Genomic DNA, 14241 nt, shown 5'->3' with positions numbered 1-14241 from the left:
CAACCTTAAAGATTCATAGTACGACGAATCTCGCTAAATTCCGGATCGTCGCGAACGAGATCAAAAAGCGGCTCCATCATCTGGAATGGAAGCATAAAATTACGCATGGCTGCCAGTTCACGAAATTTGGCGAGAGCTGTCTCTCGGTCCCCATTGCTAGCAGCCTTTGCAGCTACAAGCCTGATATACTCGCTGATCCCTTCATAGCCTTCACTGTTCTGCCTCTTTAGGGCTGCGATAATATCATCCCAATCACGAGCCATCGCAATCTCGTCTTCACCAAACGTTGATTCTCCTCTCGCCAGCCGCTCATCTCTTTGTTTGGCCGCTCGATTAATTCTTAGTAATGCGTGTACGTCGAGGCGATCTCCCTGCAATGAAATAGCTTGCAAGAGATATTTCTCCGCAATGTCATAGTGACGCTGATAATAATAAAGTTGACCGATGTCCACGAGGATAGAGACCGATATCGGGTCAAGATCAAGGGCCCGCTTAAGCTGTGTTTCCGCCAGGACGAACCTTGAACGTACCATCAAGTTACTGGCGTACCACTGTCTTGCAAGAGAATTGTTAGGGTCAAGCTCGATCGCTGTCAGGAAATCAACTTCCCCTTCGGTCCAATTCCAATCGTGAAAACTGCGAACACGATAACTAACGGCGGCACGGAGTGCTTTTCGGCGATTAATGCGGGCTATGCAGGACAGAGCAGCATATTTGTCCGCAATACGAAGATTTCAATGTCTCGAACAACGTGATCTCCGGCAGGCAAAATGGGACATTTGCGAAGCGAACGGGATCATCATTTTGCCCTCCAGCAACACTCCGACCAGAGCTTCGATAAATAACATAAACAATAATTCCATCTCTCGTCGGACATTTCGTCCAGGAATTGGCTTATCCGGAGTTTTCGTTTCAAATGGGTCGCTTTCCACTCAAGCAAATATCAATATGAACACCAACGATTTTCACAATTTCGGCTTCGTTGACACGACGAGCGGCTTTGTCGTTGTGATAGCAGTGAGTTCGACAGCATTAGATCAGAGCTTGCCGGCAGTACGTTCACTGACCTTTCATTCAATATCTCGGGTGCTATAGCGAATGCCGAACTTATCAGATGCGATCTGCTTGGCTACGCACGGTTCTTTTTTTCATGAACAAAGTATTAGGTCAGCTCACTTGAAAGTATTTCCCATTCTTCATAGAGACTCTTGATCTGCTTCTCATTTTCGCGATACTCGCGCGTTACCTTTTCGAATAACGTGTAATCAGCAACGAGTTTAGGATCGGCCATTTTTTCAGAGATCTCGGCGGCAAGACTTTCGGCTTTTGCGATCTTTTCTTCAATTGCAGAAATCTGTCTCTCCAGTCGCTCTCGCTGATTCTTACTTAACCCTTTCGCTGTGGCATCGAAAACGACGTCTTCAATTGTTTCGTTCAGCCGATCATCGGTCCTTGGATCGACTTCGCGCCGCCGTGCATTTCTCCAAGTGTGGAAATCCGTATAATTGCCTGGATAATTCTCAATCTTTCCGTCCTTCTCGAATGAGAGTATTTGCGTAGAGATCTTGTCGAGAAAAAACCGATCATGGCTAACAGTGATTATTGTGCCGTCATACTCGGCTAATGCGTCCTCCAGAGCTTCGCGCGCTGGTATGTCAAGATGGTTTGTCGGCTCATCAAGTATCAGAACATTCTTGCGAGAATAGATAAGTTTAGCCAACGCTAGCCTTCCTTTCTCACCGCCGGAGAGGTCGCCAACACGCTTGAAAACATCGTCACCAAAAAACAAAAATCGGGCAAGGAAGGAGCGAAGGTCTCCATTATCGGCGTTGGGAGCAACGCGGCGAAGTTCCTGGATCACCTCATTTGCCTGATAAAGTTCGTCAAGATTCTGCGCATAATATCCGATGTTTACCTTCGTCCCCCAACGAACCTCACCCGTCACCTCCCTGATCTGCCCAAGTAAGGTTTTCAGTAAAGTTGTTTTTCCGGTTCCATTTGCACCTATAATGCCCAGTACTTCGCCTCGATGAACTGAGATATTAATATTCGACGCTAGGATCCTTTCGCCGTAGCCAACAGATAGATCCTCGAGCACAAGGACGTTATTCCCGGTCCGCTCGACCTGTTTTAATCCGAAACTGCCGCCGTGCTTCTCAGCAGAAACTGCTTCTACACGCTCCAGGCGTTCGAGCATATTCCTGCGAGATTTCGCCTGCTTCGTCTTTTGCCCCTCAATATTGCGCCGGATGAATTCTTCTGTTTTTTCGATAAGCGATCGCTGGTTTTCGTATTCCCGCATTTGCTGTTCGCGCCTGATCTCACGCTCAACAACATACTTGGAATAGTTTCCTTTGTAATTGACCGCCTTTCCGTTCTCAAGCTCGACTATGCGGTCGGTCGTACGGTCGAGAAAATAGCGATCATGGCTTATTACAACGTAAGCCCCGTCATAAGTCTGCAAGAACTCCTCAAGCCATTCCACGGCATCAACGTCGAGATGGTTTGTTGGCTCATCCAGAAGCAATACATCAGCCCCGGACAAAAGCAACCGAGCCATTCCCAATCGGTTCTTTTGCCCTCCGGAAAGAATTCCGGTATCAAGCGACCAGTGTTTCCTTTCGAAGCCTAACCCCAAAAGGATCGACTCAGCTTTTGCGGCATAAGTAAATCCATCGGATTGTTCAAACGCGATTTGAAGGTCAGCGTAGCGATCGAGTATATGCTTTGAATGATCAGTCTCCATCTGCTTCTCAAGGCTGCGCATTTCGGCTTCGATATCATGGATCTCCTTAAACGCTGAGAGTGCAGATGTATGTACATTTTCGCCCGTTCCGAAATCGACGTGCTGATCGAGAAGCCCAAGCCGCAGACCATTTATTCTCACAACCTCGCCTGAATCTATACTTTCTGCACCGGTCAAGATCTTGAATATGGTCGTTTTCCCGGCCCCATTTCTTCCAACAAGACCGATCCGTTCGCCCGGATTAACCTGGAACGACGCTCCTCGAAGGATCTCTCTCCCTCCATATGACTTTCTGACATCGGTTAGGCGAAAAAGCATTCTGATACAACGAAAAAGGTAAAAGGCGAGACGGACGCCCTTTACCTTCTTGGAAATTCCAACGAACCCATCGGCTCGGATCTTAGCCGGTCCTATTGTTTTTACACAAGCTCGATACTCAGTTTGCTTTGTTTGCTACACCCTTAGGATTTGACGATCAGGAGCATCCTGAAATCCGCTTTCACGATCAGCAGCCTGTTGCTCGTCGCAAAAATTCTGTCAAATTCTTCAAAGCTTGTTTACAACGCCAGATTCTCTATACTGGAAAATCTCAAATCATTGCTAAACCCAATTACTCGATCCACCGCATCAAAACCCTAATGGAAGAGTTTCCCGATGCCAAATTTGTCTATTTAGTACGTTCACCCTATGAAACTATTCCATCTCATCTCTCGCTTCATCGCAATATTTTTGATAATCAATGGGGTATCGAAACTATTCCAACTGCCAAATTAATGCGCTATTATCAGCGTAGATATTGTTACAATGTTGATCTCTATCGCTATTTCTACCAGTGCCAAAAAGATCAGGATATTCCAGCCGATCGGATTATGGTAGTTCGATATGATTCATTGCATTCTGACCTATATGGGACATTTGAGAACATTGTTGCATTTACAGGTCTTAGTTGCAGTAGGAAGTTACAAAATGCCGTACTAGAACAATCTAAACTACAGGGTAGTTATCGACGGACTCATGCTGTTATGGATATTGAACAGTTTGGTTTAACTAAGCAGCAGATTGCCAACGATTTGGATTTTGTTTTCGCAGCCTATGGTCTAAAAATTGAACCAGAAGAACTTGTGTCTAACATAAATTGATTGTAGGACAGAGGATAACGCAATGAAGGTTGGTGCTACTCCAGAAAATCTCCTTGAATCAATAGCCTTAAAAGTTGGCTATGTGCCAAGACCCATTTTGGATACTCAGGCAAGTATGATCTTTGTCAGGGCGATTCAAGTAGCAGTTCAACTTGGGGTGTTTGATGCACTTTCATCCTCTCCTTTGACAATAGACGAGATTGCAGCTCACTGTAACCTTCATCCAGAACCATTGCGAAAGCTGCTGAATGCGTTGGCTTATTCTGGCTATCTTAAGAAGGACAAAGAATGCTATCGATTAGGCATTGTTGCTCGCAGGTGGCTGTTGAATACTAATCATTCCTTACGCAATTATGTGGTTGGTCGCTCGTTGGCCTGGGATTGGCTTAATCAACTGGAAGACTTTGTTCGCACCGGAAAGGCTGTACAAATCCATCAGGAAATGTCAGATCAACAGTGGGAACAATATCAGATGGGAATGCGATCGCTAGCTAGCATTTCGGGTGCAAGGGTGGCACGCTGCACGCCGGTACCGCCAGGTGCTCGCAAAATGCTAGATATTGGTGGTGCTCACGGCTTTTATTCCGTTATGCTATGTCGTCGTTATCCTAGCCTTCAGGCAACAATCTTAGAATTACCGGAGGCTATCGAGTATGCTTCACCAATACTAGCTGAAGAGGGAATGGGTGATCGAGTTGTTTATAAAGCAGGCAACGCATTAACTGAAGACTTTGGTGTTGAAACCTACGATCTGATTTTGATTTCCAATGTCATTCACCACTTTGACGCTGATACCAATCGGGAATTGTTCCATCGCCTCAAACGAGCACTTCGCCCTGGTGGTTACCTTGTTGTGCAAGGTTCAATTCTCCCCCTGAATGCAAATGATCAGCCGGGACGCCTGTGGGATTTATTTTTTGCTATGACAAGCGATGCGGGTAGCTGGACCTATGAGGATATTGCTAAATGGCAGAGAGAAGCAGGTCTGACACCACGAAAACCAATTTATCTTGGGATGCCACCAGGTTCGGGTCAACAAGTTGCAGTGAAGTTAGCTCCCTATAAGCGCCCAAGTCTGACTTGGCTGTTCAAGCAGATCCACCTGTTTCGCTCGGTTTGATACAAAAGCTTTTTTTACCCACAAATCATCTAAGAAAACCTTACAAACACAATGCTAAAGACTCACAAACCGCTTGAAAAAAAGGTCGTTCAACCCTCTAACTTAAATAATGGAGTCAATTACGGCCATAAGAATTTGAAGTTAATGGAGTTGAACTACAGGCGCAATCTTGAGTCCGATTACACGGAACGCATGGAGGAGCTTTATAAAGCTTTCGATTATGAAAGCAATTCAGAATATTATTGGAGCAATCCGGAGCTTTCAATTTTATACGGAAGTCCATTGTATCAGCAGGCTTCCGTTGCTCAGAAGAAAGCATTGAATCATCTCTACTGGGTCCAGTTCTATTATGCAACTGCCGCAACCGAAGCAAACACCATACTATTCAATCAAATTACCTCTAATGCGTTCTTTCCATTTAGTGAGTACGGGGTGCTCTGCCATACTCTGGATGTAGAAACATCGCAGGAGCGGTATCATGTTGATGCGTTTCATACGATTGGATATATAACTGAGAAGGCACTGCTAGATGAACCAGTTTTTTACCATACATTACCTGCTAAAGGTAATCGGATTGGGAAAGATCAAGCAATTCATAAAGGAATTGCAGGCCGAGCAGCCCAGCCGCTAATTATGAATCTTCTCAAGATCAACCTGAGTGACTCTCCTTTTCTAGCCAGTCAATACTATGCGGCCCGTGGTGTCGGCAATCTGCATCTTAAGAACAAAGAATACTCGTACTCACAGTACTTTAAGCAACTTGAACAGAAGGGAGAATTCATTCCGGCTCCAACAGCGGTTTCTCGTTATCATCTCCTAGATGAGTCTTTCCATACTACAACATCCCAATTGATTTCCCATGAGATCTATAAGGATTTTCCTCAACCCTCTGCCTACGAGAAGTTCATCGCTAATTTAATGATTCATATGCTTCAGCACAATGTGTTGAAAAGCCTATCTGGCGTTATACCTGGTGCAACAGCAGGTGATGGTGATTTTATTATGAGCTGGATTTATAAATTGCTGCGCTCTCGTCTTTTCAGTATGGACCAAACAGAAGCCCTGGAGTGGATGCAGAAATGCTTCTGCCAAGAGCATGACGGCTTTCATGTATCAGCTAAATACCATCAACATCTACAGAGAGACATTCAAAAATTTCTCGATGGCCTTGACTACCTTTGGCCGAGTAATCGAGAGATGCACCGAATGGCGGCAGGTGGAGCAATCGAACAGGCTATTTCAAATAATATTCGAGATTTTAAGAAGTTAACGCAATCATTGTAGCTTGACTCACACGCTGAAAGTACCTTGAGGTAATTAACAATGAATTGTATAGACATTTGCTTTGAGGAGCAAGAGATCACAATTCAAAGCAAACCTCATTGCAGTCTGATGCAGATTTGCGATGACCATCCAACGCCAATTTTCTTTGGTTGCCGCGAAGCTGCCTGTGGAACTTGTTTAATTAGAATATCAAGCGGTTTAGAGAATTTATCACCTGTTACACCTGCCGAGAGAGAACTACTAGATGTGCTTGCACCTAATCATGTGGATGCCCGTTTAGCCTGCCAGTGCATAGTAAATGGCAGCATTCGGATTGCGGCTTTTAATTAAGCAAACAATGTGAGGAATTTACTTTGAAGCGAACTCCTCACAATCGCCAAATAGTAAAACGTAATATTCCTCTAAAGCGCGTTAGCGGCAAATGGCTGCGTCGAGAGAGCAGGTACGAATGAATTGATATCTAACCCAAGTGGTGAATGATTGTTTTGCTGCCCTAATAAGCCACTGACAATATTTTGTGTAGATGGAAGAAACCCTGCTGCTGTCAGGAAGGAATTTGCGGTGCCAATGGCCTGGCTACGGCTAGATGCTATATTTTGTTTTACAGCTTGGATGGTTTGATTGACGCTAGAACCAGTCAGAGGAGATCCATTTTGAATACCTGATACTGGGTCGCGGCCAGCCAACTGTGCGGCTCTAGTGGCGGTAGTACGAGCAGGTGAAGCACTGTTGGTGTCTTGGTCAATCAGAAGAAAGGCGTCAAATGATCTTGCATTTGGCCCTCCTAGCACCCCTTCAGTCAGCCCACTAACAAAAATCTTACCCTGATTATTGACGGCTATGCCGCCTCTGGCACGGTCGATGTCAGGGCTACCAAACTGCTTCACCCAAAGTTGATTGCCGTTCTTGTCAAACTTCGCATACCAGGCATCTTCTTGACCGGCATTGGTTCCACCAAAGCTTCTATCTGTAAAACCAGCCACAAATAGGTTGTTTGAGCTATCGACCGATAAGCCAAAAGCGGCATCGTCACCAGCTGTACCGAACTGTTTGATCCAAATCCGGTTACCGTTATTGTCATATTTGGCGAGAAACGCATCATATGAACCAAAGCTATTACTTCCCAATCTACCTAGCGTCCAACCTGTAACATAGACATTATTTTCCCCATCGACAACAGCCTTCCAGGGAAACTCATACTCAGGTGTCCCAAATTGACGAATCCATTGGCGATTTCCGGCACTATCGTATTTAGTCAGCCAAATATCATAAAGACCGGCATTGGTTCCGCCTAGATTGCCCTGTGTCCAGCCAGTTGCAAACACATTGCCCTGTTGATCGGTTGTAACGCTGTATGCTTCATCAAAGGCGGTTGTACCAAATTGGCGAATCCAGACCACATTGCCATTACTATCAAACTTGGCAATATAGGAATCATCGGTAACGGGGATTGGCGAAGCATTGGGACCACCCAGTGCCCCGATGGTGAACCCAGTCACATAAACACTATTGCTGGAACGATCCACTGCAACATCTAGGCTGTTATCTAGCGATGCTGTTCCATACTGGCGAACCCAAAGGAGATCACCGCTAGGGCTGTATTTTGCCAAGAATCCATCCTCTAAACCGGCGTTCTGTCCGCCTAAGTTTCCAAGCGTAAATCCTGTTACGTAGGAATTTCCGAGTGAATCCGTTGCGACTCTGGTTGCAACATCTTGCTGTGGAGTCCCCAACTGACGAATCCAGCTACGGTTGCCATTTCCATCATACTTCGCAATCCAAGCATCGTAAGAGCCTTGATTGGGGCCTGCTAAAGCCCCTGTGGTTGCTCCAGATAAAAAGCCATTGCCAAATGTATCAGCCGCCGTTCCAAAAGCTAAGTCAACACCGGGAGTGCCGAATTGCCTGACCTGATTGTTGATCACGCCCGGCTGGGGTGGGGTATTGTCATATTCAAAATAGGATGCAGTCAGGCTAAGGGGTGTATCCGCAAAAACAATTCCGATCAGTTCTGGGACTCTAAGATTCCATTTTGGAAATACTGAAACGTAAAGAAAAGACTTTATACCTTTAAGTTCAAGACGTAAAGCATTCAAGAAAAAGGCAGGAACTAAAAATACCATCGGATGTCCTGACCATTCTCGTCTGAGGACCTATCGCGCCACCAGTATCTTTGGACACGAACGACCTATGTATCGACGATCTCTACTTTTGTTTCGATCAGGTGTTTTGGTATCAAGGCCGGGAAGTATGCCATTATTTCTTCGACCTTTGGCCGTCCGCCGGCAAAGCCGGTTACGGCTGGGGGGCCGGTCAAGATCAAAGGGGCGATCTCTTTGGTAAAGCGTTCAACATCGGCCTTACTCTGGCCCCGAACACCGATGCGCAATTGTACCTCAGGGATGTCCGCCGAAGGCTCTCCAGCCAGATGACCGTGTGTGGCATTTACTCCGACGAATTCAGTAAGGATAACATCGAATCTTAGACCCAGCCGATCTAATCGCTCACGTAAGATGAGCTCTGCTGCCTTGGCCTTTTTGAAGGCGTCGGGCCAGGAATAAACAAGGGTGCCAACCGCTTTCCACCCGCCGGAGTAAGCAACAGAGACCTTATAAAATTCAGTGTTTGGTTTACCCTTTATCCCGTGAACTCGAACACGGTTCTCACCGGCTTCCTCAAGCTGAATCGTTGTGAAATCGGCTATTACGTCAGGAGTTATATACTCGTGCGGATCGCCCATTTCGTAGAGAAGTTGCTCTTTGATCGACTGAATATTGATACGGCCGCCGGTACTATCGTGCTTGGTGATGATGAAGCTGCCGTCGGGGGAAGCTTCGACAATAGGGAAACCGACGTTGGCAAGGTCAGGAATGTTTTCCCAATCATATTGACAATTACCACCGCTGGATTGCGCACCGCATTCAATAATATGGCCTGCGATCGTGCCTGCGGACAGCATATCCCATTGATCAAATTTCCAGCCGAATTCGTGCATCAGCGGGGCCAAAGTAAGACCGGTGTCTGTAAGCCGTCCGCCTACCACGATCTGGGCTCCCTTTCCAAGAGCCTCTACCAAACCTGCTGCGCCGAGATAAACATTCGCAGATTGGACTTTATCGCGGATCGCAGCCAGCGATTCGCCGGTGTCCATATTCTTGATCTCGACGCCATTGCTGATAAATTCGTCAAGTCGTCCGAGTATGTCGTCACCGGTAATGACCCCTATCTTTAGTTTGCCGGAAAATCCGAGTTCAGAGGCAATATCCTTTATGGCGGCCGCGCAGCCTTTAACATTTACACCGCCTGCGTTCGAAACTACTTTGATATTTTTCTCGATACAATCCGGTAATATCTCGCGCATAAGCGAAACGAAGTCTCGCGCATAGCCTGCATTCGGATCGCGCTGCCGCTGTTTTTGGACGATCGACATCGTAACTTCGGCCAGATAATCCAGCATCAGATAATCTATTGGCCCATTGCGAACCTGATCGACCGGAGCCGTCAAAAGATCGCCCCAAAACCCCTGTCCGCTTGCTACTCTTACTTTCTCTCTCATTGGGATAACTATTTCCGAGTATATGCGGAAATCCTCCATATGCGGAAACAGCGAAGGCTATTTCACTGGCTGGGTGAGAGAATTTGGGAAATATCCTGATAACTCACGATCTTTACTTGACACAGAAAATGCAAAATCATACTATCTTTAGTTTCGGACTTTTGCGGTCTGGCTGTTTTATGAAGTTTGGTAACGGCTTCACTAACAGAGGTTTGAAAGCTGAATCAGTAATTGTAGCGTAAAGGGCATCGAACCAACGGTGCCCGGAGAATACAAAACGCCCTGTGTAATTTAATGCCGATGCATTGAAATTGCCAAAAGGTTTCTTCATCTACCACGCTACAGCAAAGAAAAGCTTTCTTTGGATACATAACTATCGCAAATTCATTCAGCAAGATTGCTGCTTGAGCTAACTGCCGGACAGGTTCCGAGCAAGAGTCAGGTAAGAGTTTCCTTTTGCCTTTTAAATAGGGACGCGGAATTTAGAGATGCCGCGGATTGAGATTATGCCGACAATAAATCAATTGGTTCGAAAGGGCCGCGAACAAGTCAAATATAAAACGGCCAGCCCTGCACTGCAGTCTAATCCGCAGAAACGCGGCGTCTGCACGCGTGTTTATACGCAAACACCGAAAAAGCCGAATTCGGCTCTTCGTAAGGTGGCGCGTGTGCGCTTGACGAATCAGATCGAGGTAACGACATACATTCCGGGTATCGGCCACAACCTGCAGGAGCACTCTATAGTGTTGATCCGCGGCGGCCGTGTGAAAGACTTGCCGGGTGTTCGATATCATGTCATTCGCGGTACGCTCGATGCTTCAGGCGTGGCGAACAGGAATCAGGGACGCTCAAAATACGGGGCAAAGAGGCCGAAAGGGGCGAAATAAATTGGTCAGAACGCAGAGCTCAGATTTTTTACGTGAGTTCAAAGATCGAAAGATATGGCACGAAGAAGAGTTGCAGAAAAACGAGAGATATTACCGGATCCGATCTACGGAAGCACGCTGGTAACTAAGTTTATCAACGGGCTGATGTGGCAAGGTAAAAAGTCGGTCGCCGAGTCCATCTTTTATAGTGCTATGGACAAGATCGCCGAAAAGACCGGTGAAGAGCCGCTTAAAGTTTTCAAAAAGGCGGTCGAAGCCGTTGCCCCGACGCTCGAAGTGAAGTCACGGCGTATCGGCGGCGCGACTTATCAGGTGCCGCTTGAGGTCAGTAAGGATCGCAGGAATACGCTGGCGATCAGGTGGATCGTTGGTAACGCTCGCAGCAGGAGCGAGAAAACAATGACCGATCGCCTTGTCGGCGAGTTGCTGGATTCAACATCGGGACGCGGCGGAGCAGTCAAAAAGAAGGACGACGTCCATCGTATGGCAGAGGCGAACAAGGCGTTCGCTCATTATAGGTTTTAAGACGGTCTTGGGTCATTCGCTCTTGCTGTTCGAGTGGCGATGACCGAAAGCCAAAGACCAGGTTTTATGTCGAATATTAGTTTAGACAAATACAGAAACATCGGCATCATGGCTCACATCGACGCGGGCAAGACCACGACGACAGAGCGCGTGCTGTTCTATACCGGTGTTTCGCACAAGATCGGCGAAGTGCATGAAGGCACTGCAACGATGGACTGGATGGAGCAGGAACAAGAGCGCGGTATCACCATCACCTCTGCTGCCACCACATGTTTCTGGAAGCGTAATAACGTCGAACACCGCATCAACATAATTGATACGCCCGGCCACGTCGATTTCACGATGGAAGTTGAACGTTCACTTCGTGTACTTGACGGGGCCGTTGCGGTTTTTGACGGTGTTGCGGGTGTTGAGCCGCAGTCTGAGACCGTATGGCGTCAGGCCGATAAATACGGCGTGCCGCGGATATGCTTTATCAACAAGCTAGACCGTGCCGGAGCGTCGTTTGAAAGGAGTTTCAATTCAATATTGAACAGGCTTGGTGCGAACGCAGTTGCCCTCCAGATACCGATCGGTGAAGAGGATCAGCTTAAAGGGGTCGTCGATCTTATTGCAATGAAAGGACTTGTCTGGAAAGACGAGACTAAGGGGGCCCAATTTGAGACCGTAGATATTCCTGCCGATCTTGTTGATAAGGCTCAGGAATGGCGTGAAAAGCTGGTCGAGGCAGTATCTGCAATAGATGACGACCTGATGGTCAAATATCTGGAAGGCGAAGAGATATCTGAAGATGAGATACGAAAGGCTCTCCGGAAGGGTACTATCGCACTAAAGATCGTTCCCGTAGTTACAGGTTCGGCATTCAAGAATAAGGGTGTTCAGACACTGCTCGATGCGGTGGTTGATTATTTGCCGAGCCCACTCGATATCCCTGCGGTTGAAGGGACAAACCCGAAAACCGATGCGGTTGAGACCAGAGCGGCCGATCCGAAGGAGCCGTTCTCGGGGCTTGTGTTCAAGCTGATGGCTGACAAGCACCTCGGGCAGCTCGCATTCGTCCGCATTTACTCCGGCACCGTCACTTCCGGTTCATACGTTTACAACACCATCAAGAATTCAAAAGAGCGCGTCGGCCGGTTGATGCTGATGCACGCTAACAAGCGCGAGGACCTTGAAAAGGCAAGCGCCGGCGAGATAGTTGCTATCGGTGGAATGAAGAATGTTACGACCGGCGACACTATTTCGGATGAGACTAAACAGATCATTCTGGAATCAATGGAGTTTCCGGATCCGGTTGTCCGTGTGGCTGTAGAGCCGAAGACCCGTGCCGATCAGGACAAGATGGGCGTAGCTCTTAATCGCCTTGCGCAGGAAGACCCTTCTTTCCAAGTTTCTACTGATCACGAGACGGGACAAACGATCATCGCCGGGATGGGAGAGCTCCATCTTGAGATCATCGTGGATCGTATGAAACGGGAGTTCGGCGTTGAGGCGAATGTTGGTAAGCCGCAGGTTGCTTATCGTGAGACGATAACGGCCCCGGCTCCCGGTAAAGAGATCTTCAAGAAACAGTCCGGAGGCCGCGGCCAGTTCGGACATGTTGAGCTTGAGATCGAGCCAGCACCGGGTGAGGGCTTCGTTTTTGAAGACCTTATCACGGGCGGTGCTATCCCGCGTCAGTTCATTAAGCCAGTTTCGGAGGGGATTCAGGATGCGATGCGTCGTGGATTCCTTGCGGGATACGAGCTTGTTGATATCAAGGCAAAACTGGTCTTTGGATCATATCACGAGGTCGATTCGGACGAACGTTCGTTCCACATCGCGGGAAGCTTGGCTTTCCAGGATGCGGTAAAGAAGGCAAAGCCGATCTTGCTCGAGCCAATAATGAAGGTTGAGGTCGTAACACCCGAAGAGTATATGGGTGCGGTCAATGGTGATCTTAACCGCCGTCGTGGACAGATCGAAAAAATGGAGCCGCGTCCGGGAAATGTGTCGGTGGTTACGGCATTTGTTCCGCTATCCGAAATGTTTGGTTACACGACTGACTTGCGTTCGGCCACTCAAGGGCGCGCAACATCCAGTATGCATTTCGAGCGTTACGCCGAAGCTCCACGCAATGTTGCTGAGGAGATCATCGCAAAAGTTAAGGGGGCAAGTAGTTAGGATAGTAATTTCAAATTTGAGATCACAGGTCTGAAACTAGGAGTTTAGGAGATTACTTTTGGCCAGAACCCCGAAATTGTCGGCGAATGGAAAAACGGCAGTGTTGGTGTGATCGAATACCAGAACCGCGTTACTGGTGCCACCAAACCGGGCCGGAGCAGCGTCTTTACATACAAGTTTTTGGCGAACGGAAGCTATGAATTCGGCGGCTATATGGAATCGACGATGTATAACTGCACGACGACACTGTTCAATCAGATAACCGGCAAATACCGGGTTGACGGCAATACGATACTCCTGACCCCTTCGCGCGACTTTTGGCGAAACGGCAACTCATGCTCGCCGAACAGTAACCGTCAGCAGACAAAAGTGCCGACCCGCAAGGCTGTGGAGTTTGAACTGAGAACGGATGAGTACGGGGCGGAACTTCTCTGCATCAATGACGGCGGAGCGGAAAGCTGCTATCGGAAAGAGAAAAGATAACTTTTCCGGAACAGAGAAGCGTACTTCTCGTAGGACATGCTAATGAACATCGCTAAAATAAAACCTTTGCCATTATTGCTCTTTGTTTGTTCATCGGCGGCGCAGCCGGCGCCCAGACCGCTGACGTAGCCGCCAAGGCCGATGAATATATGCGCGCCCGAACGGAAGCCCGCGGATACGGCGGCTCGCTCCACACTATCTGCCATGGCCCGTTCGTGTGGGTGAAATGACCGTCAAAAGAATCGGTTCGGTTGTGGTGCGCTGTGTTTTTCGAGGTCTTCTGTGTGACCGATGTAAAACCGACCCTCGGGATTCTGCGGATGTAAACAACGAACATC

General features: G+C 47.7%; 14 protein-coding genes and 1 pseudogene. 9 read left to right on the top strand and 6 right to left on the bottom strand.

Annotation, left to right across the window (positions count from 1 at the left end; translation table 11 throughout):
* Positions 1-5: 5 nt before the first annotated feature.
* Complete coding sequence (locus JVX88_RS10455; RefSeq protein ID WP_211627251.1) at positions 6-533, bottom strand: hypothetical protein; 528 nt, start codon at positions 531-533, stop codon at positions 6-8.
* Between the two features lie 160 nt (positions 534-693).
* Between JVX88_RS10455 and JVX88_RS10450 the strand changes: the two genes are divergently transcribed.
* Positions 694-1095, top strand: coding sequence for a hypothetical protein (locus JVX88_RS10450; protein WP_211627250.1), 402 nt, complete (start codon positions 694-696; stop codon positions 1093-1095).
* Positions 1096-1162: 67 nt separating this feature from the next.
* On the opposite strand, the gene JVX88_RS10445 is transcribed toward JVX88_RS10450, so the two are convergent.
* Both JVX88_RS10445 and JVX88_RS43975 read right to left on the bottom strand, forming a co-directional pair.
* Entirely contained in the window at positions 1163-2464 is a 1302-nt protein-coding gene (locus JVX88_RS10445; RefSeq protein WP_410503780.1) for an ABC-F family ATP-binding cassette domain-containing protein, read from the bottom strand.
* A 99-nt stretch (positions 2465-2563) separates the two neighbouring features.
* Positions 2564-3064: pseudogene (locus JVX88_RS43975) on the bottom strand (ATP-binding cassette domain-containing protein); the annotation flags it as partial.
* 95 nt (positions 3065-3159) lie between these two features.
* On the opposite strand from JVX88_RS43975, the gene JVX88_RS10440 reads away from it, so the two are divergent.
* The 4 genes from JVX88_RS10440 to JVX88_RS41815 are packed head-to-tail and all read left to right on the top strand — an operon-like array spanning position 3160 to position 6619.
* The gene (locus tag JVX88_RS10440; protein ID WP_211627248.1) at positions 3160-3885 is read left to right on the top strand and encodes a sulfotransferase family protein; all 726 of its coding nucleotides are present in this window, start codon (positions 3160-3162) and stop codon (positions 3883-3885) included.
* A gap of 22 nt (positions 3886-3907) precedes the next feature.
* The gene (locus JVX88_RS10435) at positions 3908-5005 is read left to right on the top strand and encodes a class I SAM-dependent methyltransferase (protein WP_211627247.1); all 1098 of its coding nucleotides are present in this window, start codon (positions 3908-3910) and stop codon (positions 5003-5005) included.
* A 51-nt stretch (positions 5006-5056) separates the two neighbouring features.
* Positions 5057-6289, top strand: a complete 1233-nt coding sequence (locus JVX88_RS10430; protein WP_211627246.1) for a hypothetical protein — start codon at positions 5057-5059, stop codon at positions 6287-6289.
* Positions 6290-6328: 39 nt separating this feature from the next.
* On the top strand, positions 6329-6619 hold the full coding sequence (locus JVX88_RS41815) for a 2Fe-2S iron-sulfur cluster-binding protein (protein ID WP_211627245.1): 291 nt from the start codon (positions 6329-6331) through the stop codon (positions 6617-6619).
* Between the two features lie 71 nt (positions 6620-6690).
* Here JVX88_RS41815 and JVX88_RS10420 read toward each other — a convergent pair whose 3' ends face one another.
* On the bottom strand, positions 6691-8412 hold the full coding sequence (locus JVX88_RS10420) for an SBBP repeat-containing protein (RefSeq protein WP_211627244.1): 1722 nt from the start codon (positions 8410-8412) through the stop codon (positions 6691-6693).
* A 65-nt stretch (positions 8413-8477) separates the two neighbouring features.
* Positions 8478-9845 (bottom strand): acyclic terpene utilization AtuA family protein, encoded by a 1368-nt coding sequence (locus tag JVX88_RS10415; RefSeq protein ID WP_211627243.1) that lies wholly within the window; start codon positions 9843-9845, stop codon positions 8478-8480.
* Between the two features lie 506 nt (positions 9846-10351).
* Between JVX88_RS10415 and rpsL the strand changes: the two genes are divergently transcribed.
* The 4 genes from rpsL to JVX88_RS10395 all read left to right on the top strand — a co-directional run bounded on the left by rpsL (position 10352) and on the right by JVX88_RS10395 (position 13903).
* Entirely contained in the window at positions 10352-10732 is a 381-nt protein-coding gene (rpsL, locus tag JVX88_RS10410; RefSeq protein WP_211628650.1) for a 30S ribosomal protein S12, read from the top strand.
* Between the two features lie 54 nt (positions 10733-10786).
* Positions 10787-11257, top strand: a complete 471-nt coding sequence (rpsG, locus tag JVX88_RS10405; RefSeq protein WP_211627242.1) for a 30S ribosomal protein S7 — start codon at positions 10787-10789, stop codon at positions 11255-11257.
* 66 nt (positions 11258-11323) lie between these two features.
* Positions 11324-13420: an elongation factor G gene (gene fusA / locus JVX88_RS10400; RefSeq protein ID WP_211627241.1), complete on the top strand. Its 2097-nt coding sequence runs from the start codon at positions 11324-11326 to the stop codon at positions 13418-13420.
* A gap of 108 nt (positions 13421-13528) precedes the next feature.
* Positions 13529-13903, top strand: coding sequence for a hypothetical protein (locus JVX88_RS10395; protein ID WP_211627240.1), 375 nt, complete (start codon positions 13529-13531; stop codon positions 13901-13903).
* On the opposite strand, the gene JVX88_RS10390 is transcribed toward JVX88_RS10395, so the two are convergent.
* Complete coding sequence (locus JVX88_RS10390) at positions 13882-14109, bottom strand: hypothetical protein (RefSeq protein ID WP_211627239.1); 228 nt, start codon at positions 14107-14109, stop codon at positions 13882-13884. The genes JVX88_RS10395 and JVX88_RS10390 overlap by 22 nt on opposite strands.
* Positions 14110-14241: the final 132 nt, after the last annotated feature.

The sequence above is a fragment of the Leptolyngbya sp. 7M genome (assembly GCF_018128485.1).
Note: the sequence above shows the minus strand (reverse complement) of the source record. Positions and strands in the feature narration are given on the sequence as shown.

Coding starts and splice junctions, on each gene's coding strand:
- JVX88_RS10455 (WP_211627251.1), bottom strand. CDS start 533: ATGGTACGTTCAAGGTTCGTCCTGGCGGAAACACAGCTTAAGCGGGCC.
- JVX88_RS10450 (WP_211627250.1), top strand. CDS start 694: ATGCAGGACAGAGCAGCATATTTGTCCGCAATACGAAGATTTCAATGT.
- JVX88_RS10435 (WP_211627247.1), top strand. CDS start 3,908: ATGAAGGTTGGTGCTACTCCAGAAAATCTCCTTGAATCAATAGCCTTA.
- JVX88_RS10430 (WP_211627246.1), top strand. CDS start 5,057: ATGCTAAAGACTCACAAACCGCTTGAAAAAAAGGTCGTTCAACCCTCT.
- JVX88_RS41815 (WP_211627245.1), top strand. CDS start 6,329: ATGAATTGTATAGACATTTGCTTTGAGGAGCAAGAGATCACAATTCAA.
- JVX88_RS10420 (WP_211627244.1), bottom strand. CDS start 8,412: ATGGTATTTTTAGTTCCTGCCTTTTTCTTGAATGCTTTACGTCTTGAA.
- JVX88_RS10415 (WP_211627243.1), bottom strand. CDS start 9,845: ATGAGAGAGAAAGTAAGAGTAGCAAGCGGACAGGGGTTTTGGGGCGAT.
- rpsL (WP_211628650.1), top strand. CDS start 10,352: ATGCCGACAATAAATCAATTGGTTCGAAAGGGCCGCGAACAAGTCAAA.
- rpsG (WP_211627242.1), top strand. CDS start 10,787: ATGGCACGAAGAAGAGTTGCAGAAAAACGAGAGATATTACCGGATCCG.
- fusA (WP_211627241.1), top strand. CDS start 11,324: ATGTCGAATATTAGTTTAGACAAATACAGAAACATCGGCATCATGGCT.
- JVX88_RS10390 (WP_211627239.1), bottom strand. CDS start 14,109: ATGGCAGATAGTGTGGAGCGAGCCGCCGTATCCGCGGGCTTCCGTTCG.